Raw genomic sequence first — 23,174 nt, forward strand, 5'->3', positions numbered from 1 at the left:
GGGTGGCACGAGCGACGAAGGAGTGACAGCCTCGGGCGATGGCTTACGACAGCTCAGCGGTGATCGAGTCGCGAGTGGACGCCCCGCCCGATCAGGTCTGGTTCGCGCTGACCGACGCCGCCGCGCTTACCGTCTGGTACTGGCCGGCCGCGATGCAGCCCCGCGCGTTCTCCGAGCCGGTGGTCGGCGGCCGCTTCGGCATCGAGGCCGGCGACATGGGCTTCGCGGGGGAATACCGCGAGCTCGACCCGCCGCGCCGCCTGGTGCAGTCGTGGCGCTGGGCCGGTGACGACCGTGACAGCCGGGTCACCATCGAGCTCACCCCGTCCGGCGACGGCACCGGCCTGCGGATCGTCCACGACGAGGTCGACGACGACACGGCCGCGATGTACCGCGCCGGATGGGAGAGCTGCCTGACCCGCCTGCCGGCCTATCTGGCGGCTACGCCGAACGCAGGAAGTCGGTGATCAGGCCGGCCAGCACGGCCGGCTGCTCGACCACCATGGCGTGCGACGCGTCGGCCAGCTGCAGGTAGCGCGGATGACCCGCGGCCCGCACCTGCTCGAGCAGGAAGCGGCGGTGGGCCTCGTACAGCTCGGCGAACGGCTCCTGCTGGGGCAGGTTGCGCGTGGGGAGGACGACCAACTCGGGGCACGACGTGCCCGCGTAGACCGGCCCGAGGTCGAGTTCGTTCATCAGCGTACGCAATTGGCTGGTCACCGCGGCCGACGGGCGCAGCGACGTCTCGCCGTTCTCGTGGGCCAGGTTGCGCCGGAAGCCCTCGATCCAGACCTTCTCGTTGGCGCCCATGTCGCGCGCCGCGGCCTGCTGGCTCTCGACCAGGTCGGCCAGTCGATCGGCCTCGATCACCCGGCCCGCCTGGGCCTCGATCTGGTTGAAGGTCGCGTGCAGTCGCTCGAGTTCGGCCGACGCCTTCGCGGGATCGAGGCCGGGCAACTGGTCGACCGACGTCGGCGGCGGGTTGCCGTCCAGGCTGACCACGCCCGGGGCCTCCGGATGCCGGTGGCCCCACAGCGCCGCGAGCATGCCGCCGAGCGAATGCCCCACCACGGCCGGTCGTTCGATCTCCATCTGTACGCACACCGCGGCCAGATCGCCCAGCGCCGAGTCCCACGTCCAGGCGCCCTCGCCCGAGCGCCCGTGCCCGCGCAGGTCGACCGTGATCACCCGGTGGTTCGGCCGCAGCGCCCGGGCCAGCGTGGTCATCGTCGCGAGGTTGCCCCCGGCCCCGTGCAGCAGGAGCAGCGGCGGCTGGTCGCCCCCGAAGTCGCGCACCGCCAGCGGCACGTCGCCCGCATCGATCAGCCGGTCATTAATCATGTCGCCATCCTGTCGGCCGTTGACGCTGAGTGTCCAGTTGCGGGGATCACTGTGCGTACATCAATCGTTTCGCCCGCGGGCTTTCGTGAGCCTTGCCCGGACCAGTACGGTGTGTCCCGGATCTCTCGGGAGGGTCAATAGTGCGTTCCGTCGCTGTGGTCGGCGTCGTTCTGCTGCTCGCGCTGACCGGTTGCGAGAAGCGGGGCGAGGAACAGGCCTCCGCCCCGAAGCCCGTCACGGTCGAGCAGGCTCCGGCCGCGTCGGCCGGCGGCGCCTGCATCCTGTGGGACTACGCGTTCATCAAGCAGAAGGTCGGCGTGGCGTTCGACGTGGCCGCGTCCGACCAGATCGACGACACGTCCACCTGCGTCGTGCAGACCACGGCCGGCGACTACCCCGACCTGATGCTCTCGGTCGTGGAGAGCACGCAGGCGAGCCCCGCGCAGTTCCTGGCCGACCTGAAGCCGTCGAAGGCCACCAAACTCAAGGGCGTCGGCAAGGCCGCGTACCGCCTCTACACCCCGCCCGCCGCGGGACACGGCCCGACCATCGAGATCGGCTGGCTCAGCGAGGCGAAGCAACTGCAGACGCTGCGCTTCACCTTCGACAAAAAGGCGCCGGCCGCCGCCGTGTCCGCGATGAACCCGAAGCTCATCGCGCTCGCCAAGGCGATGGACACGACCGACGGCTGACGCCCTTCTCAGCGGCGGAACTCAGTGCGCCGCGACGAACACCCGCGATGCCACCTCGCGCGGCAACCGGATCTTGTCGCCGGAGCGGTCGATGGTGACACCGTCGCGTTCCTGGGCCACCGTCACCGTCGTGCCCGGGTCGATGCCCGCCGCGTGCAGCTGACGCAGCACGTCGGCGTTGGTCTGCACGCTCTCGCAGATGCGCTGGACCACGACGCTGCCGGTCAGACCCGGGAACGCGAGGTTGCGCTCACCGACGCTGACCTGCGCCGCGCTGTCGAGCGGTTCCTCGTCGTCCGGGACGCCGAGCGCCTCGAGACCGGGGATCGGATTTCCGTACGGCGAGCGGGTCGGCTTGTTGAGCAGCTCGTAGACCTTCTTCTCGACCGAGTCGCTCATCACGTGCTCCCAACGGCAGGCCTCCTCGTGGGCCTCCTCGTAGGGCATGCCGATGACGTTGACCAGCAGCAGCTCGGCCAGCCGGTGCTTACGCATGACGGAGACCGCGGTCGAACGGCCCTCGTCGGTGAGGACGAGATGACGATCGTTCTCGACCGTCAGCAGGCCGTCACGTTCCATCCGCGCGACCGTCTGGCTCACTGTGGGACCGCTCTGGTGCAGCCGCTCGGCGATACGCGCCCGCAGCGGTGGCACACCCTCTTCCTCGAGCTCGAGGATGGTGCGCAGATACATCTCGGTGGTGTCGATCAGGTCGTGGTTGTGCACCGACGCCTTCATGCCCCGACCTCCAAGCGGTCTCGGTGGACCGCCAGCGCGGAGCTGACGACAGAAACATTCACAATGCGGCCCTCCCAGCAGCGATAATACCTCGTTGCCGGGGGTTGACAGACGCCCCGAGCAGGTGCAAGAAGCCTACCTGACCGTCCATCTGCCGGTCACACGCGGAAAGCGTGGCAGCATGACCGTCATGGTTGATCGGACGACCACGGTGGTGTGGGACAGGGCCCTGCTCGACTACGACATGGGCGAACACCCGCTCAATCCCGTGCGCGTCGAGCTCACCATGGCTCTGGCCCGGGAATTGGGCGTCCTCGATCGCCCGGGCGTGCGCATGGTCACGCCCGAGCCGGCGACCGAGGCCGATCTCACACGCATCCACCGTCCTGACTACCTCGACGCGGTCCGGCACGCCCCGGTCGACCCGTTCTTCCGCGGCTGGGGCCTCAACACCGCCGACAACCCCGTCTTCGACGGCATGCACGAGGCTTCCGCCCGCATCTGCGGCGCGAGCATCGCGGCGGCCGAGGCCGTCTGGTCAGGTACGACGACCCGCGCGGTCAACATCGCCGGTGGCCTGCATCACGCGATGGCGGCCCGCGCGGCGGGTTTCTGCGTCTACAACGATCCGGCGGTCGCCGTCGCGCGCCTGCTCGACCGGGGCGCCCAGCGCGTGGCCTATGTGGACGTCGACGTCCACCACGGCGACGGCGTGCAGGCCGCCTTCTACAACGATCCCCGCGTGCTGACGATCAGCCTGCACGAGACCCCGCTCACCCTCTTCCCGGGCACCGGCTTCGCCGACGAGACGGGCGGGCCGGGCGCCGAGGGCCTGGCGGTCAACGTCCCGCTGCCCCCCGGCACGGGCGACGGAGGCTGGCTCCGGGCCTTCCACGCGATCGTGCCCTCGGTCCTGCGCGCGTTCGCCCCCGAGATCATCTTCAGCCAGTGCGGCGCCGACTCCCACCTGCTCGACCCCCTTGCCGACCTGCGGCTCTCCGTCGACGGCCAGCGCGCGGCCCACCTGGCGATGCGCGACCTGGCCGACGAGCTCTGCGACGGCCGCTGGGTGGCCACCGGCGGCGGGGGCTACGCGCTGGTCGAGGTGGTGCCCAGGGCCTGGACCCATCTGCTCGCCACGGCCACGGGCGATCCGCTCGACCCGCGTACGCCCACGCCGCAGGCCTGGCGCAAGTTCGCCGCCGAGCGGTGCCCCGGCGTCACGGTGCCCGAGACGATGACCGACGGCACGCCACCTCCGGTCGAGCGGTGGCAGCCGGGCACCACCCCCGACGCGGTCGACCGGGCCATCCTGGCCAGCCGCGTGGAGGTCTTCCCGCTGCACGGGCTCGATCCCCACGACCCCCGCGACTGACCGGCCCGCGGGCCGACGAAACCACGACGAGCGCCAGCGGCGAGAGGAGGAGACATGGACATCAGCGCGGACGTCCTGCTCTCCGACGGCAGTGCCGTCCACCTGCGACAGATCCAGCCCTCCGACGCCGAAGCGATCGTGCAGTTCCACTCCCGGATGAGTGACCGCACCCGCTACCTGCGCTATTTCTCCCCCTATCCGCGCATTCCGGAGCGCGACCTCGAACGCTTCGTCAACGTCGACCACCACGACCGCGAGGCCTTCGTCATCGTCAGCGGCCCGCGCATCATGGCGGTCGGCCGCTACGAGCGCCTCGGCCCCGATTCGCCCGACGCCGAGGTCGCCTTCGTCGTCGAGGACGCCCACCAGGGCCGCGGCATCGGCTCGGTCCTGCTCGAACACCTGGCCGAGGCCGCCCGCGCCAACGGCATCACCCGTTTCGTCGCCGAGGTCCTGCCCGAGAACGGCGGCATGCTCCGCGTCTTCAGCGACTTCGGCTATCAGGTTCAGCGCAAGTACGCCGACGGCGTGGTCCACCTGGGCTTCCCGATCGCGCCCACCGAGAAGTCGCGCGAGGTGCAGGAATCGCGCGAGCACATCACCGAGGCCCGCTCGATCGCCCGGCTGCTGTCCCCGCGCGCGGTCGCGGTCTACGGCGCCAGCGCGAGCGGTCAGGGCATCGGCGCGGCCATGCTCGGCCACCTGCGCGACGGCGGCTTCACCGGCCCGATCGTGCCCGTCCACCGCAGTGCCGACCGGGTGGCCGGGCTGCGCGCCTACCGCTCGGCCACCGAGGCCGGCGTCACGATCGACCTCGCGCTCGTCGCCGTCCCGCCCGAGGGTGTCGCGGCCGCGCTGGCCGACGCCGCAGCCAGCGGCGCGGGTGGTCTGGTGGTGGTCTCGGCCGGGTTCGCCGAGGCCGGCCCCGAGGGCGGCGTCGCGCAACGCGCGCTGATCGAGGGCGCGCATGCTGCCGGGTTGCGCGTGGTGGGGCCGAACAGCATGGGGGTGGCCAACACCGACACCGGCGTACGGCTGAACGCCACCCTGGCGCCACGCCTGCCCGTCGCCGGGCGGGTCGGCTTCTTCAGCCAGAGCGGCGCCCTCGGGGTCGCGCTGCTGGCCGAGGCCGAACGCCGGGGGCTGGGCCTGTCCAGCTTCGTGTCGGCCGGCAACCGGGCCGACGTCTCCGGCAACGACCTACTGCAATACTGGCGCGACGACCCCGGCACGGACGCGGTGCTGCTCTACCTCGAGACGTTCGGCAACCCGCGCAAGTTCGCCCGCCTGGCCCGCCGCATGAGCCGGGTCAAACCGGTCGTCGCGGTCGCCTCGGCCACCCGCCCGCCCGGTCTCGCCGGCGATCTGCCCGGTCCGGACGTCAATGCGGTGACCGCCCTGTTCGCCCGCTCCGGCGTGATCCGCGTCGACACCGTCCAAGAGCTTTTCGACGTCGGTCTGCTGCTGGCCCACCAGCCGCTACCTGCCGGTCGCCGCGTCGCCGTGGTCGGCAACTCGTCCGCACTGTCGGAGTTGGCGGTGGCCGCCTGCCGGGCCAACGGCCTGACCGTCGCCGCCGGTTATCCGCGCGACATCAGCCCGCAGGCCGGCGCGCACGACTTCGCCGACGCGCTGGCCGACGCGGCCGTCGACGAGCGGGCCGACGCCCTCGTCGTGGTGTTCGCGCCTCCGCTGCCCGGCCAGCTCGCCGACGAGGATGCCGACTTCGCCGCCGCCCTGGCCAGCGTGGCCCTCGCCGGCGAGAAGCCGACCGTGTCGACCTTCCTGCTGGGCAGCCTCACGCCGCGCGTCCCCGCTTATCCGTCGGTCGAGGAGGCTGTGCGTGCCCTGGGCCGGGTCGCCACGTACGCCGACTGGCTACGCCGCCCACCCGGCGTGATCCCGCTGCTCGAGGGCGTCGATCCGGTCGCCGCTCAGGTGGACGGCCCACCCAGTGAGCTGCTGGCCGCGTACGGCATCAACGTGGTCCCGTCCACGCTGGCGACCACCGCCGATGAGGCCATCGCGGCCGCCGGGGCGCTCGGCTACCCGGTGGCTCTCAAGGCCGCCGGCGGTGCCCTGCGTCATCGCATCGACCTGGGCGCGGTCCGCCTGGCCCTGGCCGACGAGGACGACGTGCGCGCCGCCTACGCCGAACTGGCCACCGCGTTCGGTCCCGACGTGCTGGTCCAGACCATGGTTGCGGCCGGTGTGGCGTGCCGCGTCGAGGTCATGGAAGATCCCGCCTTCGGCCCGATCGTCGGGTTCGGGCTCGGGGGAGTAGCCAGCGAACTGCTGGGTGACCTGGCCTGGCGGGCCGCGCCATTGACCGACCGCGCGGCCGAGGCCCTGGTCGTCGAGCCGCGCGCGGCCCCGCTGTTGCACGGCTACCGCGGTTCCGTCCCCGTCGACCGTGAGGCACTGACCGACCTGCTGCTCCGCGTGGGCCGCCTCGCCGACGACCATCCCCGCCTGCGCAAACTCTCCCTCAACCCGGTGCTGGCCCGCCCCGACGGCATCTCGGTGCTGCACGCCGCCACCGAGATCGGCGACCCCGCCCGCCGTCCCGACACCGGCCCCCGCCGCCTCCGCACCCCCTGAGCACGCAAAAACCGCCCGGTCGAGCCGAAGCTCGCCGGGCGGTGATGTCACAAGAAGATCAGCCCGCGTACGCCTCGAGCCGGGAGGAGCGCTCCGGGTCGCGGAGCTTGAGCATGGTGACCTTCTCGATCTGGCGGATGCGCTCGCGGCTCAGGCCGAACTCGCGTCCCACCTCGTCGAGGGTGCGCTGACGGCCGTCGTCGAGGCCGAACCGCAGGCGGATCACCGCCGACTCGCGCTCGCTCAGCGTGGCCAGGACGATCTCGACCTCGCTGCGCAGTTCGCCGGAGCCGACTGTCGCGCCGGGCTGACTCGGGTCGACCGCGGCCACGAAGTCGCCGAGCGCGCTCTCGCCGTCCTCGCCGACGGCCTGGTCGAGGCTGACCGGCTCGCGGTCGTACGAGATCAGCTCGATGACCTGGAACTCGGGCACCGCCATGGCCTCGGCGATCTCGGCGATGCTGGGCTCGCGGCCGAGCGACGCGGCCAGGTCGCGGCGGCTGCGCACCATCCGGTTGACCTGCTCGACCATGTGCACCGGGATGCGGATGGTGCGGGCCTGGTCGGCCATGGCGCGGGTGATGGCCTGGCGGATCCACCAGGTGGCGTACGTGGAGAACTTGTAGCCCTTGGTGTAGTCGAATTTCTCGACCGCGCGGATGAGGCCCAGGTTGCCCTCTTGGATCAGGTCGAGGAACGCCATGCCCCGCCCGGTGTAACGCTTGGCGATGCTCACGACGAGTCGCAGGTTGGCCTCGAGCAGGTGATTCTTCGCCGCTTTGCCCTCCGCGGCGATGATCTGCAGGAGGGGTGCCAGGTCTGCGGCGGCCTCGGCGAACTTCTCCTCCGCGTACAGGCCGGCTTCGATCCGCTTGGAGAGCTCGACCTCTTCGACCGCGGTGAGCAACCGGGTGCGTCCGATGCCGTTGAGGTACGCACGAACCAGATCGGCGGAGACGCCGCGCTCGTCCGTGGCGTCCAGGTCGGTCAGGAGCTCGACACCGTCGGTCATGCTGCTGTTGTCGACGGCAACCGCCGTCTTGGACTCCGACGCCTTCATCTGCAGGACCACCTTTCAGTCCCCTCCCCGCTGATAACCGTCTCGTGCATTCCCAGCCGCTTCGTGCCGGTGTGATCGATAGCTTGGCCTGGGGCGCGTTAAACCGAGGTGAGGCAAGCGTCCAGGTGGCATGAATCAGGGAGAACCCTGACGTCGCCAAGCCGACAAGTAACCGGTTCGCCGGTACTCGCCGCGTGTTGCGCGCCGATAATGTTCCCCAAACGCCCTCGTGGAGGAGATGGTTCAGTGGTCTTCAAAAAGATGTTGCAAGCCTTCGGCGTCGGCGGGCCGTCGGTCGAAACTGTGCTGGCCAACCCCAATTGCCGGCCGGGCGGTTTCCTTGAGGGCCAGGTCCACGTGCTCGGCGGCGACCACGCCGTCGACGTCGAATATCTGGCGGTCGGGCTGATCACCCGCGTCGAGGTCGAGAGCGGCGACAGCGAGTACAACACCGATCAGGAATTCCACCGGCAGCGGCTGACCGGCTCCTTCCGGCTCGACCCGGGCGCGAAGTACGACGTCCCGTTCCGGTTCGACGTGCCCTGGGAGACACCGATCACCGAGGTGTACGGGCAGCACCTGCACGGCATGACCATGGGCCTGACCACGGAGCTCGAGATCGCCCGCGCGGTCGACAAATCCGACCTGGACGCGGTGGCGGTGCACCCGCTGCCGGCCCAGGAACGCATCCTCGACGCGCTGCTGCGGCTGGGCTTCCGCTTCAGCCGGGCCGACGTCGAGCGTGGCCGGGTCTACGGGGTCGAGCAGCACCTGCCGTTCTACCAGGAGATCGAGTTCTACCCGCCGTCGGCCTACGCGAGCGGCATCAACCAGCTCGAGCTGACGTTCATCCCGACGCCGCACAAGTTGCAGGTGGTGCTCGAGATCGACAAGCGGGGCGGAGTATTCACCGAGGGTCGCGACGCGTTCGGCCGCTTCGACATCGACTACGCGACCGTCGACCAGACCGACTGGGCCGGTCAGCTCGACAACTGGCTGCGTCAGTCGGCCCAGCGACGCGGCCTGTTCTTCTAGAGCTCGATCAGGATCGTCCGCGGTCCGACATTCACGCTTTCGACGAGCATGTGCGCCCGGAAGCGGCCGGTCTCTACGGTCGCTCCCCGGGCGCGCAAGCTTTCGACGTACGCGGTGACGAGCGGCTCGGCTACCTCGGCGGGCGCAGCCGCGTTCCAGGTGGGGCGCCGTCCCTTGCGGGCGTCCCCATAGAGCGTGAACTGGCTGACCACCAGCAGTGGCGCACCGAGGTCGGCTGCGGAGGCCTCATCGTCCAGAATGCGCAGTTCGTAGGTCTTACGAGCCAGTTCAGCGGCTTTGGCCGGAGTGTCGTCGTGGGTCACGCCGACCAGCACGAGCAGCCCGTCCTCGATCTTGCCGACGACTTCGTCATCCACAGTGACGGCGGCCCGGCTGACGGTCTGTACCAACGCCCGCATCTGTCCCACTCCCAGTCTCGCCGCGCTGACGCCGGCCGGCTCACGCACGCTGCACCCGCTGGCGCAGGCGATCCACGAGACCTACGCCCAGCACGCGAAAGCTTATTCAGCTGTCGGCGGCATCGCTTCCCGCGCGCCGCACCCGGGCGGCGGCGATCGGAAGGGCGGCCACCTCGTCGGCAGACATGGTCGACTGCCCGGCCCGGTAGGCGACGACCTCGTCCAGCTGGGCGATCGGGTCGCCGGGCACCAGTTGCATCAGCCGGTCGAGCATGGCCCCGGCGTCGGCGCCGATCTCGTGGCCGATCGACCCGATCGCGACCTGAGCCAGGATCAACGCGGTCAGCGCGGTGTCGAAGTCGGGATCTCCGTCGCCCGCGTTGCACCAGTCGATCACCATCGGCCCGCGGTCGGTCAGCAGGATGTTGTCCGGGTGCAGGTCGAGGTGCACGACCGACCCCACCCCACCCCGCCCCGGCAACGCGTGGAGCCGGCGCAACAGATCCGCCATGATCGCCGCCGCCGCGTCCGGCGCCAGTTTCCCGTCCAGATACGCGGCGGCCATGGTCGGCCCGACCAGCCGCTCCATCTCCAGGTCAGGGCCGTCGGCCCGAAAAACGCGCGGCACCGGATAACCGAGGCTCGCGGCGTACGCCATCACCGCGGCCTCCCGCGAAGCGTCCCCACCGCCCCGGTACCGCCGCAGCACCGTCCCCGCATCGAGCGCGTAGACATCCGCTTCCCGCCCCGAGGCGAACGGCTCACCCAGCGCATCTCTGCCCACGCCGGTGACGGTAGCCCACAGCGCCCCTCGGCGGCGGCCCGCAGACCGCCGCCGCAACACCACAGGACGCACCCGCCCCGCCAGCCGAAGACGCCACAGCACCCGACCGCTTCCGCCAGCCGCCGAATATGCCACAGCGCTCGACCGGCCACGTCGGTCCGGCACTGCACCGTCGCCGTCCGCGCGATCCGCCGCCGAAGACGCCACAGCGCTCGACCGCCCCTTCCTCACCGGGAAAGCCACGGCGCCCAACGGCCGGCGTCCGCCGACGCTCTTCGTAAGCGCTGGTGGGACGGCCGTGGGTGGATCGTGGTCAGTCGACGGCGTTGCTGCTGGCGTCGCTCGTGTAGCCGTCGACCGGCGTCTCCATCGCGCCGGTGGTCGCGTCGCCGGTCGTCGTGTTGGCGACGCCGGGACCGGAGCGCGGGCGCGTGCGGAAGCTGTTCGGTCCCGCGGTGCCGCCGGTCGTGGTCATGACGCCGTGCTCGGGGTGCGGTCCGCCGTCCTGGAGCTGATCGGTGTCGGTGCCCGCCGCCAGCGTGCTGGACAGCCCCGGGTCGTCGTCGCCCTTCTCGGGCCGGTAGGTGCTGGGCTCGTCGAGAGCGCCCGGGCCGTAGTCGCCGCCCAAGATCTCCCGCTCGATGTCTTCCTGCGAGTCGCTCATCTCGTTTTCCTTTCGGCAGATCGGCTGGAGGTGCCCCGAGGGCCCGCCGGTAAACCGCGAGGTGGTGCGCGGCGTGGCCACGATCACCCCTGGGTGTCGGGGTGCCTGCCGCCAGGTGTTCGGACCGGCGAGGGCGCCCGGAGCCCGCCCCGGCGCGCAGCCGATGCGAGGTCCCCCGACGGTCATCATGCTCGCTCCCGGAGCGGGTTGGCAGCGGTCAGACAAGCCCGGGCCGGAAGCGTGGCAGCAATCACGGCGAGGACGAAGCATGTGCCCACCGCGGCCACCAGCACCGGCCACGGCACCGTGAGCGCGACCGATGTGCCGGTCTGCGCCCGGAGGCCCGCCGTCGCCCCGCGGAGAGCGAGGACTGCGGCCGCGATTCCCAGGAACGAGCCGACCACGACGGCGAGCGCCGACTCGCCGGCGACGGCCAGCAGGACCTGCCGCCGGGTAGCGCCGGCCAGCCGCAGCAGCCGGTAGTCGTTCGCCCGTCGCGCCGTCGCCATGGCCAGCGTGTTCGCGACAGCGAGCGCGCCGTACCCCACCGAGATGCCGATCAGCAACAGCGTGAAGATCCAGACCTGCCGGTCCTCCTCGGCGTCGGCCTCCCGCGCGTATGTCGCGACATCGACCACCCGCCCGCCGAGAGCAGCCGCCGCCGAAACGCCCTCGCCCGAGGGCACCATCGCCCGACTGCCGCCTGGGGGAGCCGTCGCCAGGCCGCCGCCGGGTGGAGCTGTCACCTCGCCGCCGCCGGGGGAAGATTTCGGTGGAGCACCGCCGTCGAGAGGCATCGCCGGCACCAGCGCGGACGGGTCGTGGCTGCGCACCGCCCGCCGGGACAACAGCATCCCGGCTGACCCTGGACGGTCCGGTTGGATGGCCGACACCCGCAGCGCGACCCGGGCGCCGTCGGCGAACGTCGCGATGATCGTGCCTCCCTGGGCGACGCCGAACTCGCGGGCACGGGACTCGGCGAGGACCACGCGGCCGTCGCCCGGCGCGGACGGCGACCCGGCGGCCGTCGTCACCGTCTCGCCTATGTAGACGCTGGTGACCAGTTCGCCGGTGGGCGCGGCGGCATCGCTGAGGCCGGGCGTGCCGTCCGGAACGACGACCTTCTGCGTGCCCGTGGCCTCGGCCCGGCGGTCGGCGTAGGCCTTCTCGGCCGTCTGGACGTTGCCCGCGATGAACACCGAGAAGGCCACCGTGAGCAGCACCGGCGCTGCCGTGGAGGCCGTCCGCCGGGACCCGGCCAGGGCGCTCTCACGGATCACCGTGCCCAGCGCCCCGCCCGCCGGTCGCAGGATCAGCCGCACCACCATTGGCACCACGGCCGGCGCGAGCACGGTCGCGGAGACGATCAGAGCCATGGCCCCCAGCAGCGCGTAGGTGCCCAACGCGGACAGGTCGTCGGTGACCACCGTGGCCGCGCCGGCGGCGACACCGCCGGCGGCGAACACCAGCCCGACGAGCCATCGGCCGCGGGTCATCGGCCGGGTCTCGACCTCGGCCCGGCGCAACGCCTCCAGCGGGCGCACCCGTGCGGCCCGGCGAGCCGCCAGCAGCCCACCGGCCACGGCGACGAACGGCCCGAGGACGACACCGGCCAGGATCGGCCAGACGTGGACGCTCACCCGGAAGGACTCGGGTTGAAACCCCGCATCGACAAGCACGCCCCCGACCAACGGGGCGCACAGCAGGCCCAAGGCGGCGCCGCCGGCACCGCCCCAGAGCCCGATCGTCGCGGCCTCTCGCAGCACGGCGAACCAGACCTGACGGGGCGTGGCGCCGACCGCCCGCAGCAGGCCGATCTCGCGCCGCCGCTGGTTGACCGAGAGCGCGAGTGTGGAGGCGATAACGAAGATCGACGAGAACACCGAGAGGGCGACCATGGCAGTGAGCACCTGGAGCCCGATCCACCGGTTGCGCGCGTCGGACCGCGGCTCCAACCGGCTCAGCCCGTCGCCGTGCAGCACGGTGGCGCCCGGGGCCGCGGCCCGTACGTCGTCAGGGTCGGGATCGCCGGTCAACCCGATGATGCGCACGCCGGGCGCGAGGCGCGCCGCCTCGGTGTCGGCGACATAGAGCCGCGCGGCGTCGATCAGGCCCGTGACCTTCCAGGCAGCGGGGCCGGTGGCGGTCAGGACGGTCACCGTGCCGCCCACCGGGATGCCCAGGCTGGCGCCCAGCACCACTTCGCGCGCGCCAGTCGGCGGTTGTCCGGCGACGAGGTGATCGGACGCCATTGCTGCGCCGGCCCAGCCGTAGCCCTGCCGGATCTCGGCCACCGGGCGCCCGGCCACCACCGGCTGCACGTAGAACGGGCGGTCGGCGACTGCCGCCTCCACGCCGGGCACGGCCGTGAGCCGGGCTGACAGCTGCACCGCCTCGTCGCTCGGCCACGGGCGGGACTCGGGGAAGGGATCGGCCGGTGTGGTCACCCCGGGGCTGTGCACGGCGACCGTCACCGCGGCGAACCGGTCGGGGCGCTGCGGACGGGCCGAGGCCAGCAGCGTGAGAGTCAGGGTGACCACGGCCGCGCCGACGAGAACCGCGATGAGGGAGCCGAGTCGGTCACGCGTCAGCATGACGCCTCGGCCCGGGTCATCTGGGTCGCGATGACCTCGGCCGGGGCGCCGTCGAGGCGGTCGGCGAGACGCCCGTCGGTCAGCAGCAGCACCGAGTCGGCGCCCGCCGCGGCGACCGGATCGTGGGTCACCATGACGATGGTCTGGCCCTGCTCGGTGGCCAGGGAGCGCAGCAGCTCGAGGACGTGGCGGGAGGTCTGGTTGTCGAGCGCGCCGGTCGGCTCGTCGGCGAAGATCACGGCGGGCCGGGTGATCATCGCGCGGGCGATGGCCACGCGCTGCTGCTGACCGCCGGAGAGCTCGACCGGACGATGCCTGGCCCGATCGGCCAGACCCACCGACTCGAGCGCGGCGGTCACCGCGCAGGGCGTGACGCGCCGGCCGGACAGCCGCAGCGGCAGGGCGACATTTTGCGCCGCGCTCAGCGACGAGATCAGGTTGAAGGACTGGAAGACGAAGCCGATCCGGCGGCGGCGCAGCAGAGTCAGACCGGTCTCGTCGAGCTCGGCCAGGCGGACACCGTCGACCGTCACCTGGCCGGAGGTCGGACGGTCGAGGCCGGCGGCACAGTGGAGCAAGGTGGACTTGCCCGAGCCGGACGGGCCCATCACAGCGGTGAAGCTGCCCGCCGCGAGATCGATCGAGAGCCCGTCGAGCGCGGTCACCCGGCTCGGACCGGCGCCGTATTCCATCCGGAGATCTCGCATCGAAACCATCGGTGTCGTCATGGCGTCGAGCTTCGCGAGGGACGGGCCGGATGTCGTCAAACCTGGGTTCCGAGGCGGGGAGGCAGAAAATCGAACCCTGGGTTGACGCCACGGATCATCCGGCCTCGCTAACGTCGCCCTCGTGACTGCCGCTACGCCCTCGCTCCTCCTCCGGAGGCTCAGCCGTGGCCAGCTGATCGCCATCGACGGTCTGCTGGCCGCCGCAACCGTGCTGGTCTGCTGGTACGCGGCGACCGAGACGCCGATCGGCCCCCAGGCCGGCTGGTCCGAGCCGGGCTGGGCGTCCTTCCTCGTCGGTCTGGCCGTCGGCCTGCCGGTCGCGGTCCGTCGCCTGTGGCCGGTCGCCGCGGCAGCCGCGGTCCTCGGTCTCGTCGCGCTCGCCGTCGGCTCCGGCGCTGTTCCCTTCTACGCCGGCCCGGCGCCGGTCGTCGCGCTGGGCCTCGTCCTCTACTCGGTCGGCCTCCAGGTGCGACGCCGGCACTCGGTGCCCGTCGTTCTGGCGGCCGCGGTGGTCGTGGCGGCGGTGTTCGGTGCGACCTCGCGCGACGTGATGGGCACAGCCCTGATCACCTGGGTGGCCGCCGCCTGCTGGGCGACCGGGCGCGTGGTCCGGGAGCGTCGAGCCCACGCAGCTGCCCGGGCCGAGCAGGCCACCGTGCTGGCGGTCGAGCAGGAGAGGCTGCGCATCGCCCGCGAGCTGCACGACATCGTCGCCCACAGCATGAGCATGATCGCGGTCAAGGCGACGATCGCCGACCACGTGGGCGACGAGCATCCGCACGAGATGCGCGAGGCACTGCGGGTCATCGCCGCCACCAGTCGCGAGACGCTGGGTGAGATCCGGCGGGCGCTGGGGGTCGTCCGGGCCGAGGCGGCCATGAAGCCGATGCCCAGGCTGGCCGACCTCGACGACCTGGTCGAGGCAGCCCGATCCACCGGGCTGACGGTCGACTTCGACTCCCGGGCCGAGACAGCACGCTCAGCGGATCTACCCGACGATGTCGCGTTGTCGGTCTATCGCGTGGTGCAAGAGGCCCTGACCAATGTGGTCCGCCATTCCGGGGCGACACGCTGCCAGGTCGAAATCGTGGCCGGTGACGGCCATGTCGGTGTGCGTGTGACTGATGACGGTTCCCGACACGGCGAGGGCGAGAGCGCGGCCTCCCGATCCGCGGCCGGTCATGGTCTGGCCGGCATGCGGGAACGCGCAGCCCAGTTCGGTGGCGAGCTGAACGCCGGCCCGCGGCCGGACGGCGGGTGGGTAGTGGCGACGACCATGCGGTACGCGGCATGACCGACATCCGAGTGGTCGTCGCCGACGACCAGATGCTGGTGCGGGGCAGCTTCCGACTGTTGATCGACCACACGCCCGGGCTCGCGTGCGTCGGGGAAGCCGGCACCGGGCGGGAGGCGGTCGAGGTCGTCCGCCGGGAACGCCCCGACGTCGTGCTGATGGATATCCGGATGCCCGACATGGACGGCATCGAGGCCACCCGCGAGATCTGCCGGGGGCTTCCGGCGGTCGAGACACGGGTGCTCGTGCTGACCACGTTCGACCTGCGGGAGTACGTTCTCGGGGCGCTTCGGGCCGGTGCGCAGGGCTTCCTCATGAAGGAAGCGCTGCCCGAGGAGTTGATCGCGGGGATCAAGCACGTGGCGGCGGGCGGGCGGCTGCTGGCGCCGACGGCCCAGGGCCGGCTGATCGACGCCTACGTCGAGCTCCCCGAGCGCCAGGTGACGCCGCTGCCCCACATCACCGGCCGCGAACGCGAGGTGCTGGTCCTGGTGGCGCGTGGCCTCTCGAACGACCAGATAGCCGCCGATCTGGGCGTCAGCATGTCGACGGTCAAGACCCACATCAACCGCCTACTGGCCAAGTTCGATGGCCGCGACCGCTCCCACCTGGTCATCGCCGCCTACGAGGGCGGCCTCCGATGACCGTGGGGACAGCGGCGGCAAGGCCGGGAGACCTGCGAAGATGAGCGTCATGACGCTTTCGCTGCCGATCGACGCCGAGGCCAACGAGTTGCTGTCCACCGATCCGCTGGCGCTGCTGATCGGCATGGTGCTCGACCAGCAGATGCTCTGACGACAGAGAATCAGCGAGTGTCATGCGAGGTGCGAACGGCTAGATCGGCCGGACGAGGCTCTCGAACATGGTGGCCAGAAGCGTGGTGTCACCCTGTAGTGCGGCGGCTGAAGCGGTGTCATTCTGATGACCGTCCATCGCGCTCCAGGCGATGCGCCAGCCGGCGTCCCGGCCGAGCTGACCGAGGAAGGCTCGTTGCGTCCTGCCGTTGCCCTCGCGGAACGGGTGGATGGCGTTGATCTCACCGTAGTAGTGCGCCAGCCGCGCAACGAAGGCGTTGCGCCGCAACCCCATGAGCCGTCCCTCGGCGGCGAGGTCCGCGAAGACTCCGGCCGAGTACGACTCGATGAACGCGCATCGGCAGAACACGTCTTGCCCGGTGCGGGCGATGTCTACTGTTCTCAGCTCCCCGGCCCATGGATAGACGGCGCCGAAGATCTGCCTGTGGAAGCTTTGCAGATGACCGAGGTCGTAGCTGCCGGGCAACGGGTGGACCGACAGGCGCAGCATCGCGGCGAGGCTCAAGTCAGTCTCGGCCTGGCTGAGAGCGCTACTGGAGGTGATGTCGAGCTTGTTGAGGAGAACGCCCTTGGTGTCGACGTAGGGGTCCTCGCCAGTCATGCAGCGCGGTGGTACGCCAGCAGCATCGCTTCCATCTGCCCGGCTGTGATGCGACCATGCGCGAAAAGGTCGGTCAATTCGGTGGCTACCGACGAGGGCTCCAACCCTTCGGCGCGCAGTGAGCCGACTGCGTCGTCTACGGCCCGCTCGCGTTCTCCACGCAGCTCGTCGTACACCCGGACTGGCACCAGCACGCCGACCGCTTTCCGATGGGCACCGAGAAACACCGAGTCTGCCGATCCGCGGCTGAACCCGGCGAGCAGGTCGGGCAACTGCTTGCGCGCCTCGGCGACGCCGAGCACTTCCTGACGTGTCATAGGCCAATGGTACAAGAAGATGTACATCTTCGGTCGCGCCGCTCCTTGTAGGCCGTGCCGGCGAGCGGTCCTCACCTGCGAAGATGTAGGTATGACAATCTCGCTGCCGATCACGCCTGAGGCGAACGACCTTCTCCAGAGGGATCCGCTGGCTCTGACGTTAGGCATGGTGCTCGATCAGCAGATTCCGCTGGAGAAGGCGTTCAGCTCACCGTTCGTGCTGGCGCAGCGGCTCGGGCACGCGCCGACCGCGGTCGAGTTGGCGGAGTTCGACCCCGACGCTCTGATCGAGATCTTCGCCAAGCCGCCCGCGTTGCACCGGTTCCCCAAGGCGATGGCGGCGCGGGTGCAAGAGGTCTGCCGGGCGCTGGTCGACCGCTACGACGGCAATGCCGCCAATCTCTGGGACGGCGTCGATGACGGGGCCGAGTTACTCAAGCGGGTCGTCTCGTTGCCGGGGTTCGGCAAACAGAAGTCGCAGATCTTTGTGGCGCTGCTCGGGAAGCAGTACGACGTGCAGCCGGCCGGGTGGCGGGAGGCGGCCGGGGGCTACGGCGATCTGGGTTCGTACAAGTCGGTGGCGGACATCGTCGACGAGCAGTCGCTGGGCAAGGTTCGCGCCTACAAGAAAGAGATGAAGGCCGCCGCCAAGGCCTGAGCCGGTTGCGCCTGAACGCCCGTGTGGCCTGCGGTCGTGCGTACGCCATCGAGTTGTTCTTGGCCTGCGACCGGCAGGCAGTGGGCGCACCGGCACGAACGGTGCAAGGATGGGCTGTCGATCGGAGACCCCATCGTGAAGAAGCAGCCGGACCGAGCGGTTCTCATCACGGACGCCGCTCGTAGTCAGGACGCTCAGTTCCGCAGCCGGCAGATCCGCTACGTGTCGATGATGAGCATTCGTGCCGCCTGCCTGATTGTGGGCGCGGTGCTGATCAGTGTCCGCCCGCCATGGCTCCCGTTGTGGCTGACCCTCTGCGCCGCCGGCATGGTCTTCCTCCCTTGGGCGGCCGTGCTGATCGCCAACGACCGCCCGCCCAAGAGCAAGGCCGAACGCGCCGCCGACGCGCTCGCCCGCGAGCCGAAGCCGCAGGTCACCCTGCCGCAGCACTCGCCCGAGTCGACGGAATACCTGACCATCGACCTCGAACCCACCGAAACCGGCGAACACTGGATCCCGGCCGACCCCCGCGACAAGCGGTAGCCGCGCCTTCGAGACCCGCACTGGATCCCGGCCGACCCAGCGAGAAGCGTTAGCCGCGCCCTCGAGCCGGTGCACCGCTGGATCCCGGCCGACCCCCGAGAAGCGTTGGCCGCGCGCTCGAGACCGGGGCAACGCCGGATTCCAGCGACTGCGACCGGCGAACTTGTCAGCGACGGGGTCGGGCGCCGATCGAGGCCACTGCCTCGGCGCCGAGCGCGGCCCCGGCTTTCAGCGCGGCCTTCGGTTCCTGGCCCGAGCACCATGCGGCCAGCAGACCCGCGGCGAAGGCGTCACCGGCGCCGGTCGGATCTTTCATCGGGACGCGGGACGGCGTCACCGTGACCACGGTGCCGCCCGAGGAGGCCCACGTCGCGCCGGCGGCGCCCTGCTTGACCACCACATTGCGAACGTGGCTGGTCAACCGCCGAGCCTGCTCGGCGGCGGGGGCGGGACCGGCGAGCACGTCGGCCTCGTCGGCGTTGCACAGCAGCAGGTCGCAGTCGGCGACCCAGGTCAGGAAGGCCTGCGCGCCCACCGAGCGCAGCGGAGCCGCCGAGGCTGCGTCGACGCTGGTCGTCAGGCCCCGCTCGGCGGCGGCCGCCAGTGCTTCGAGCCCGGCCGGCCGCGACCCGTCGTGCAGCAGGGGATAGCCCGACAGATGCAGGTGTGTCGCGTCGGTGGCCTCGAGCTCGGCCCGGACGTCGGCCGGGTCGAGCAGCAGGGCCGCACCGCGGTCGGTGATCATCGTGCGTTCCTCGGGGCCGGCCAGCACGACGACGCTGCCGGTGACCGCGTCGGAGTGGGCGCGCACGGCGCACCTCACCCCGGCCGCGGTCAGCTCGGCCACCCGCTCGCGGCCGGCCGCGTCGTCGCCGACCGCGGCGATCAGCGTGACCGGCCGGCTGGTGTGCGCCAGCCAGGCCGCCGTGTTCGCGGCCTGACCACCGCCGCCCACCGTGATGGCGGCGGCGGTGTCCGAGCCGAGCTCGATGGGCCCGCCGTGGGCCACCAGCACGTCGGTGACGAGATCGCCGACGACGATGATCGTCACGCCGGGACGGTGAAGCCCAGCGGCGCGGTCGCCTCGGTGGCGGTGGCCACCGCGATCTGCGCGGCGAGGGCCGCGTTGCGCAGGATGATGCGGACGTTGACCTCGAGGCTCTTGCCCTCGGTGCTCTCGTGGAAGTGGCTCAGCAGGAACGGGGTCACCGCCTTGCCGGTGATGCCACCCCGTGCGAGCAGCGAGAGGCCCTCGGACAGCGTGCGGTCGTGCAGTTCCGGGTCGAGCTGCTCGTCGGTGGGAAGCGGGTTGGCCAGGATCAGCGCGCCGGCCCCCACGTTGTGATCCGACCGGGCGCGGATCACGTCGGCGACCTGCTCGGGGGAGTCGAGCTGCCAGTCGACGTCGAAGCCGCCGTCGGTGATGAAGAAGCCGGGGAAGCGCTTGGTGCCGTAGCCGGCCACGGACACGCCGAGCGTCTCGAGCCGCTCGAGCGTGGCCCCCACGTCCAGGATCGACTTCACACCGGCGCAGACCACCACGATGGGCGTGTGCGCCAGCGTGGTGAGGTCGGCCGACTCGTCGAAGGTGACGTTTGCCTCGCGGTGCACTCCGCCCAGGCCGCCGGTGGCGAACACGCCGATGCCCGCGGCGGCCGCGACCGCGCTGGTGGCGGCGACCGTGGTGGCGCCGTCGACCTGCCGGGCGGCGGCCACGGCGAGGTCGCGGACCGAGAGCTTCGCCACGCCCTCGGCGAGGGCCAGGTGCTCGATCTGGGCGTCGTCGAGGCCGACGAGCAACTCGCCGCCGATCATGCCGATCGTGGCGGGTACGGCGCCCTGGTCGCGGACGGTCTGCTCGATCTCGCGCGCCACCCGCAGGTTGTCCGGGTGCGGCAGGCCGTGCGAGATGATGGTGCTTTCGAGGGCGACCACCGGCCGGCCCTCCCGGCGGGCGCGGGTCACGTGCTCGCCGTATCGAATCGCGAAGTCAGTCACGAGAGCTACCGTACGGTGCCCGATCCTCACCTGGACAAAGACCGGCGACCTGGTCGTTGGACCGGCCCGGTCCGAGGTGCCACACTTGCGGGTTGGAGCTTTCGTCAGCTGCCGTGGGCCGGGGGGACCGGTGGCTCGACGATCCTGACCACGTGACCTGAAGGGCAGATGTCGTGAGCACGGAGATTCTGGAGCGTCCGGAAACCAAAGACGCCGACACCGGGCCAGAGATGTTCCACTACGTGCGCAAAGAGAAGATCGCCGAAAGCGCGGTCATGGGCACGTACGTCATCGCGCTGTGCGGCGAGAAGTTTCCGGTGACCAAGTCGCCGAAGCCGGGTTCCCCGGTGTGCCCGCAGTGCAAGGAGATCTACGAATCGATGCAGCACTGACCGGTCGTTCCTCCCGAGGGGCCCGGTGAACGCGGGGGACGGGCTCCTCGTCGCCGACCTGGTCGGAGTGGCGGTCTTCGCCGCCTCGGGCGCCTCGGCCGGAATCGCGAAGCGGCTCGACCTGTTCGGGATCGCCTTCGTCGGTTTCGTCGCGGCGCTCGGCGGCGGCATCGTGCGCGACCTGGTGATCGATGCTGTGCCGCCGTTGGCCTTCGGCGACTGGCGCTACGCGGTCACGGCGGTCGTCGCCTCGCTCGCCGTCTTCTGGCTGCACCCTCAGCTGAGCCGGTGGCGCCGCGCGGTGCTGCTGCTCGACGCGGCCGGGCTCGGCCTCTTCACGGTCACGGGCACCCTCAAGGCGTTGGACGCCGGGGTGCCCGCGGTCGGCGCGTGCCTGATCGGCATGCTCACGGCGATCGGCGGCGGGCTGGCACGCGACCTGCTGACCGGTGAGATCCCGGCGGTTCTGCAGCGTGACATCTATGCCGTTGCCGCTCTCGGCGGCGCGATTCTTGTCACGATCCTGCGCGGGGCGGGGGTCGTCGACCCGCTCACGATGACCGCATCGGCGCTGCTCATCACGGGGGTGCGCCTGGTGGCCCTGTACCGCCGATGGTCGGCGCCGGTGGCTGCGCCGTAGCCCGCGCCGGGCCGCCGCCGCGGCTATGCTGAATGCCGCCTCCGGTCCCTTGCCGGGGGTGTTTTGTTGAGGGGAAAGGATCGTCGCAGCTTGAGCCCGCCACTGCCGGATCTGGAGACCTTCCCCCCGCTTCGCGACTGGCAGCGCAAGGCCCTCGTGGGCTACCTGCGCCGCCGCAGCGACGACTACATGGCGGTGGCGACCCCCGGCGCCGGTAAGACCACCTTCGCGCTCCGGATCGCCGCCGAGCTGCTGGCCGACGGCACCGTCGAGGCGGTCACTGTGGTCTGCCCCACCGAGCACCTCAAGGTGCAGTGGGCGTCGGCCGCGGCCCGGGTCGGCATCCAGCTCGACCACGCCTTCCGCAACTCCGACATCCACTCGTCGCGCGACTTCCACGGCGCGGTGCTCACCTATGCCCAGGTCGGCATGGCGCCGGCGGTGCACCGGCGGCGCACGATGACCCGTCCGACGCTGGTGATCCTCGACGAGATCCACCATGCCGGCGACTCGCGGAGCTGGGGTGACGGCGTCAAGGCCGCCTTCGAACCCGCCGAACGCCGCCTCATGCTCACCGGGACGCCCTTCCGCTCGGACGAGAACCCGATCCCTTTCGTCAGCTACGAGCGGGGCGAGGACGGGCTGCAGCGCTCGCGGGCCGACTCGGTCTACGGCTATTCGGACGCGCTGCGCGACGGGGTCGTGCGGCCGGTGCTCTTCATGGCCTATTCCGGCGAGACGCGCTGGCGTACCAACGCGGGTGACGAACTGGCCGCCCGGCTCGGCGAGCCGATGACCAAGGACCTGGTCGCCCAGGCCTGGCGTACGGCCCTCGACCACCGCGGCGACTGGATGCCGCAGGTGTTGCGGGCCGCCGACGGCCGGCTGACCAAGCTGCGGGAGCACGGCATCGTCGACGCCGGCGGGCTGATCATCGCCAGCGACCAGCAGACCGCCCGCGCCTACGCCAAGCTCATCGGGGAGATCTCGGGGCAGCCGGCGACGGTGGTGCTCTCGGACGACGAGGGCGCCTCGAAGCGGATCGCGACCTTCGCCACCTCGCAGGACCGCTGGCTGGTCGCCGTGCGGATGGTCTCGGAGGGCGTCGACATCCCCCGGCTGGCCGTCGGTGTCTATGCCACCAGCGCCTCGACGCCGCTGTATTTCGCGCAGGCGATCGGCCGCTTCGTGCGGGCCCGGCGCCCGGGTGAGACGGCGACCGTCTTCCTGCCCAGCGTGCCGCACCTGCTCGGGCTGGCCAGCGAGATGGAGGCGCAGCGCGATCACGTGCTGGGCCTGCCCAAGCAGAAGGACGGCTTGGACGACGACCTGCTCGGGCGGGCGCAGCGGGAGGAGAACGCGGAGGGCGAGCTCGAGAAGCAGTTCGAGGCGCTCTCGGCGACCGCGGAACTCGACCAGGTCATCTATGACGGCACGTCCTTCGGCATGGGGGCGCTGACGGGAACGCCCGAGGAGGAGGAATACCTCGGGCTGCCCGGCCTGCTCACCGCCGACCAGGTCTCGGTGCTGCTGGACAAGCGGCAGGCGGACCAGCTGGCCGCGAAGAAGCGGCAGAAGGCGGCTGAGCCGGCCGCTCCGGCCCAACGGGAGGCCCCGCCGCCGATGACCGCGGGGGAGCGCCGCAACAGCCTCAGGCGGCAGCTGAACACGTTGGTCGCCGCGCACCACCACCGCACGAACCTGCCGCACGGCAAGATTCACGCCGAGCTGCGCCGGCTCTGCGGCGGGCCGCCCAGCGCGCAGGCGACGATCGAGCAGCTCGAGGAACGGATCGCGACGATCCAGACGCTGTGACGCCGGCATGTCAAGCAGTCTTGACGTCAAGTCCCCTTGACGTCAAGAGGACTTGACGCCATCCTGGATG

24 protein-coding genes are annotated in these 23,174 nt (G+C 71.1%); 12 read left to right on the forward strand and 12 right to left on the reverse strand.

Going from position 1 to position 23,174, the window contains the following annotated elements; translation table 11 throughout:
* Window positions 1–38 precede the first annotated feature (38 nt).
* Complete coding sequence (locus LXN57_RS39590) at window positions 39–467, forward strand: SRPBCC family protein (protein ID WP_251803370.1); 429 nt, start codon at window positions 39–41, stop codon at window positions 465–467.
* On the opposite strand, the gene LXN57_RS39595 is transcribed toward LXN57_RS39590, so the two are convergent.
* Window positions 442–1,341 (reverse strand): alpha/beta fold hydrolase, encoded by a 900-nt coding sequence (locus LXN57_RS39595; protein WP_251803371.1) that lies wholly within the window; start codon window positions 1,339–1,341, stop codon window positions 442–444. The genes LXN57_RS39590 and LXN57_RS39595 overlap by 26 nt on opposite strands.
* Window positions 1,342–1,481: 140 nt before the next feature.
* On the opposite strand from LXN57_RS39595, the gene LXN57_RS39600 reads away from it, so the two are divergent.
* Window positions 1,482–2,033: a hypothetical protein gene (locus LXN57_RS39600; protein WP_251803373.1), complete on the forward strand. Its 552-nt coding sequence runs from the start codon at window positions 1,482–1,484 to the stop codon at window positions 2,031–2,033.
* A gap of 21 nt (window positions 2,034–2,054) precedes the next feature.
* On the opposite strand, the gene LXN57_RS39605 is transcribed toward LXN57_RS39600, so the two are convergent.
* The gene (locus LXN57_RS39605; RefSeq protein ID WP_251803374.1) at window positions 2,055–2,771 is read right to left on the reverse strand and encodes an iron-dependent transcriptional repressor DtxR; all 717 of its coding nucleotides are present in this window, start codon (window positions 2,769–2,771) and stop codon (window positions 2,055–2,057) included.
* 190 nt (window positions 2,772–2,961) lie between these two features.
* Here LXN57_RS39605 and LXN57_RS39610 point away from each other — a divergent pair, with 190 nt between their 5' ends.
* Window positions 2,962–4,146: an acetoin utilization protein AcuC gene (locus tag LXN57_RS39610; RefSeq protein ID WP_251803375.1), complete on the forward strand. Its 1,185-nt coding sequence runs from the start codon at window positions 2,962–2,964 to the stop codon at window positions 4,144–4,146.
* A 54-nt stretch (window positions 4,147–4,200) separates the two neighbouring features.
* Window positions 4,201–6,747: a bifunctional acetate--CoA ligase family protein/GNAT family N-acetyltransferase gene (locus LXN57_RS39615; RefSeq protein WP_251803377.1), complete on the forward strand. Its 2,547-nt coding sequence runs from the start codon at window positions 4,201–4,203 to the stop codon at window positions 6,745–6,747.
* A 58-nt stretch (window positions 6,748–6,805) separates the two neighbouring features.
* Here LXN57_RS39615 and sigB read toward each other — a convergent pair whose 3' ends face one another.
* On the reverse strand, window positions 6,806–7,759 hold the full coding sequence (gene sigB / locus LXN57_RS39620) for an RNA polymerase sigma factor SigB (protein ID WP_251803436.1): 954 nt from the start codon (window positions 7,757–7,759) through the stop codon (window positions 6,806–6,808).
* Window positions 7,760–8,053: 294 nt separating this feature from the next.
* Between sigB and LXN57_RS39625 the strand changes: the two genes are divergently transcribed.
* On the forward strand, window positions 8,054–8,842 hold the full coding sequence (locus LXN57_RS39625) for a sporulation protein (RefSeq protein WP_251803380.1): 789 nt from the start codon (window positions 8,054–8,056) through the stop codon (window positions 8,840–8,842).
* Here LXN57_RS39625 and dtd read toward each other — a convergent pair.
* The 5 genes from dtd to LXN57_RS39650 all read right to left on the reverse strand — a co-directional run bounded on the left by dtd (window position 8,839) and on the right by LXN57_RS39650 (window position 14,031).
* Window positions 8,839–9,261, reverse strand: coding sequence for a D-aminoacyl-tRNA deacylase (dtd, locus tag LXN57_RS39630; RefSeq protein WP_221378734.1), 423 nt, complete (start codon window positions 9,259–9,261; stop codon window positions 8,839–8,841). The two genes, LXN57_RS39625 and dtd, sit on opposite strands and share 4 nt — an antisense overlap.
* Window positions 9,262–9,367: 106 nt before the next feature.
* Window positions 9,368–10,045, reverse strand: coding sequence for a phosphotransferase (locus LXN57_RS39635; RefSeq protein WP_251803381.1), 678 nt, complete (start codon window positions 10,043–10,045; stop codon window positions 9,368–9,370).
* A gap of 313 nt (window positions 10,046–10,358) precedes the next feature.
* Complete coding sequence (locus LXN57_RS39640; RefSeq protein WP_251803383.1) at window positions 10,359–10,709, reverse strand: hypothetical protein; 351 nt, start codon at window positions 10,707–10,709, stop codon at window positions 10,359–10,361.
* 185 nt (window positions 10,710–10,894) lie between these two features.
* Window positions 10,895–13,303: an ABC transporter permease gene (locus tag LXN57_RS39645; RefSeq protein ID WP_251803384.1), complete on the reverse strand. Its 2,409-nt coding sequence runs from the start codon at window positions 13,301–13,303 to the stop codon at window positions 10,895–10,897.
* Window positions 13,297–14,031 carry an ABC transporter ATP-binding protein gene (locus LXN57_RS39650; RefSeq protein WP_251803386.1) on the reverse strand — a complete coding sequence of 245 codons (735 nt, stop codon included), beginning with the start codon at window positions 14,029–14,031 and terminating at the stop codon, window positions 13,297–13,299. The genes LXN57_RS39645 and LXN57_RS39650 overlap by 7 nt, the downstream gene beginning before the upstream one ends.
* A 121-nt stretch (window positions 14,032–14,152) precedes the next feature.
* Between LXN57_RS39650 and LXN57_RS39655 the strand changes: the two genes are divergently transcribed.
* Window positions 14,153–15,325 (forward strand): sensor histidine kinase, encoded by a 1,173-nt coding sequence (locus tag LXN57_RS39655; protein WP_251803387.1) that lies wholly within the window; start codon window positions 14,153–14,155, stop codon window positions 15,323–15,325.
* A complete protein-coding gene (locus tag LXN57_RS39660) occupies window positions 15,322–15,969 on the forward strand; it encodes a response regulator transcription factor (RefSeq protein ID WP_251803389.1) in 648 nt (215 codons plus the stop codon). The genes LXN57_RS39655 and LXN57_RS39660 overlap by 4 nt, the downstream gene beginning before the upstream one ends.
* Window positions 15,970–16,159: 190 nt before the next feature.
* Here LXN57_RS39660 and LXN57_RS39665 read toward each other — a convergent pair whose 3' ends face one another.
* Together LXN57_RS39665 and LXN57_RS39670 are read right to left on the reverse strand one after the other, a co-directional pair.
* Window positions 16,160–16,741 carry a Fic/DOC family protein gene (locus LXN57_RS39665; RefSeq protein WP_251803391.1) on the reverse strand — a complete coding sequence of 194 codons (582 nt, stop codon included), beginning with the start codon at window positions 16,739–16,741 and terminating at the stop codon, window positions 16,160–16,162.
* Window positions 16,738–17,058, reverse strand: a complete 321-nt coding sequence (locus LXN57_RS39670; RefSeq protein WP_251803393.1) for an antitoxin VbhA family protein — start codon at window positions 17,056–17,058, stop codon at window positions 16,738–16,740. Before LXN57_RS39670 ends, LXN57_RS39665 begins: the two co-directional genes overlap by 4 nt.
* Before the next feature lie 91 nt (window positions 17,059–17,149).
* On the opposite strand from LXN57_RS39670, the gene LXN57_RS39675 reads away from it, so the two are divergent.
* Entirely contained in the window at window positions 17,150–17,716 is a 567-nt protein-coding gene (locus LXN57_RS39675) for an HhH-GPD-type base excision DNA repair protein (protein ID WP_251803394.1), read from the forward strand.
* A 135-nt stretch (window positions 17,717–17,851) separates the two neighbouring features.
* Window positions 17,852–18,259 carry a DUF3099 domain-containing protein gene (locus LXN57_RS39680; RefSeq protein ID WP_438870914.1) on the forward strand — a complete coding sequence of 136 codons (408 nt, stop codon included), beginning with the start codon at window positions 17,852–17,854 and terminating at the stop codon, window positions 18,257–18,259.
* Between the two features lie 166 nt (window positions 18,260–18,425).
* Here the strand turns inward: LXN57_RS39680 and LXN57_RS39685 are convergent, their stop codons facing one another.
* Together LXN57_RS39685 and LXN57_RS39690 are read right to left on the reverse strand one after the other, a co-directional pair.
* Window positions 18,426–19,304, reverse strand: a complete 879-nt coding sequence (locus tag LXN57_RS39685; protein WP_251803438.1) for a carbohydrate kinase family protein — start codon at window positions 19,302–19,304, stop codon at window positions 18,426–18,428.
* Window positions 19,305–19,306: 2 nt separating this feature from the next.
* Window positions 19,307–20,257: a pseudouridine-5'-phosphate glycosidase gene (locus LXN57_RS39690; protein ID WP_251803396.1), complete on the reverse strand. Its 951-nt coding sequence runs from the start codon at window positions 20,255–20,257 to the stop codon at window positions 19,307–19,309.
* Between the two features lie 173 nt (window positions 20,258–20,430).
* On the opposite strand from LXN57_RS39690, the gene LXN57_RS39695 reads away from it, so the two are divergent.
* The 3 genes from LXN57_RS39695 to LXN57_RS39705 all read left to right on the forward strand — a co-directional run bounded on the left by LXN57_RS39695 (window position 20,431) and on the right by LXN57_RS39705 (window position 23,104).
* Window positions 20,431–20,649, forward strand: coding sequence for a DUF3039 domain-containing protein (locus LXN57_RS39695; RefSeq protein WP_221378747.1), 219 nt, complete (start codon window positions 20,431–20,433; stop codon window positions 20,647–20,649).
* 25 nt (window positions 20,650–20,674) lie between these two features.
* Window positions 20,675–21,289, forward strand: coding sequence for a trimeric intracellular cation channel family protein (locus tag LXN57_RS39700; protein ID WP_221378748.1), 615 nt, complete (start codon window positions 20,675–20,677; stop codon window positions 21,287–21,289).
* A 90-nt stretch (window positions 21,290–21,379) separates the two neighbouring features.
* Window positions 21,380–23,104 carry a DEAD/DEAH box helicase gene (locus LXN57_RS39705; RefSeq protein WP_251803397.1) on the forward strand — a complete coding sequence of 575 codons (1,725 nt, stop codon included), beginning with the start codon at window positions 21,380–21,382 and terminating at the stop codon, window positions 23,102–23,104.
* Window positions 23,105–23,174: the final 70 nt, after the last annotated feature.

The sequence above is a fragment of the Paractinoplanes hotanensis genome (assembly GCF_023717965.1).
GTDB classification, from domain to species: domain Bacteria; phylum Actinomycetota; class Actinomycetes; order Mycobacteriales; family Micromonosporaceae; genus Actinoplanes; species Actinoplanes polyasparticus.

Excerpts from the sequence above, each read along its gene's own strand:
- dtd (WP_221378734.1), bottom strand. The coding sequence starts at position 9,261 with ATGCGGGCGTTGGTACAGACCGTCAGCCGGGCCGCCGTCACTGTGGAT.
- LXN57_RS39605 (WP_251803374.1), bottom strand. The coding sequence starts at position 2,771 with ATGAAGGCGTCGGTGCACAACCACGACCTGATCGACACCACCGAGATG.
- LXN57_RS39665 (WP_251803391.1), bottom strand. The coding sequence starts at position 16,741 with ATGACTGGCGAGGACCCCTACGTCGACACCAAGGGCGTTCTCCTCAAC.
- LXN57_RS39640 (WP_251803383.1), bottom strand. The coding sequence starts at position 10,709 with ATGAGCGACTCGCAGGAAGACATCGAGCGGGAGATCTTGGGCGGCGAC.
- LXN57_RS39650 (WP_251803386.1), bottom strand. The coding sequence starts at position 14,031 with ATGACGACACCGATGGTTTCGATGCGAGATCTCCGGATGGAATACGGC.
- sigB (WP_251803436.1), bottom strand. The coding sequence starts at position 7,759 with ATGACCGACGGTGTCGAGCTCCTGACCGACCTGGACGCCACGGACGAG.
- LXN57_RS39675 (WP_251803394.1), top strand. The coding sequence starts at position 17,150 with ATGACAATCTCGCTGCCGATCACGCCTGAGGCGAACGACCTTCTCCAG.
- LXN57_RS39660 (WP_251803389.1), top strand. The coding sequence starts at position 15,322 with ATGACCGACATCCGAGTGGTCGTCGCCGACGACCAGATGCTGGTGCGG.
- LXN57_RS39595 (WP_251803371.1), bottom strand. The coding sequence starts at position 1,341 with ATGATTAATGACCGGCTGATCGATGCGGGCGACGTGCCGCTGGCGGTG.
- LXN57_RS39610 (WP_251803375.1), top strand. The coding sequence starts at position 2,962 with ATGGTTGATCGGACGACCACGGTGGTGTGGGACAGGGCCCTGCTCGAC.
- LXN57_RS39615 (WP_251803377.1), top strand. The coding sequence starts at position 4,201 with ATGGACATCAGCGCGGACGTCCTGCTCTCCGACGGCAGTGCCGTCCAC.
- LXN57_RS39590 (WP_251803370.1), top strand. The coding sequence starts at position 39 with ATGGCTTACGACAGCTCAGCGGTGATCGAGTCGCGAGTGGACGCCCCG.
- LXN57_RS39645 (WP_251803384.1), bottom strand. The coding sequence starts at position 13,303 with ATGCTGACGCGTGACCGACTCGGCTCCCTCATCGCGGTTCTCGTCGGC.
- LXN57_RS39670 (WP_251803393.1), bottom strand. The coding sequence starts at position 17,058 with ATGACACGTCAGGAAGTGCTCGGCGTCGCCGAGGCGCGCAAGCAGTTG.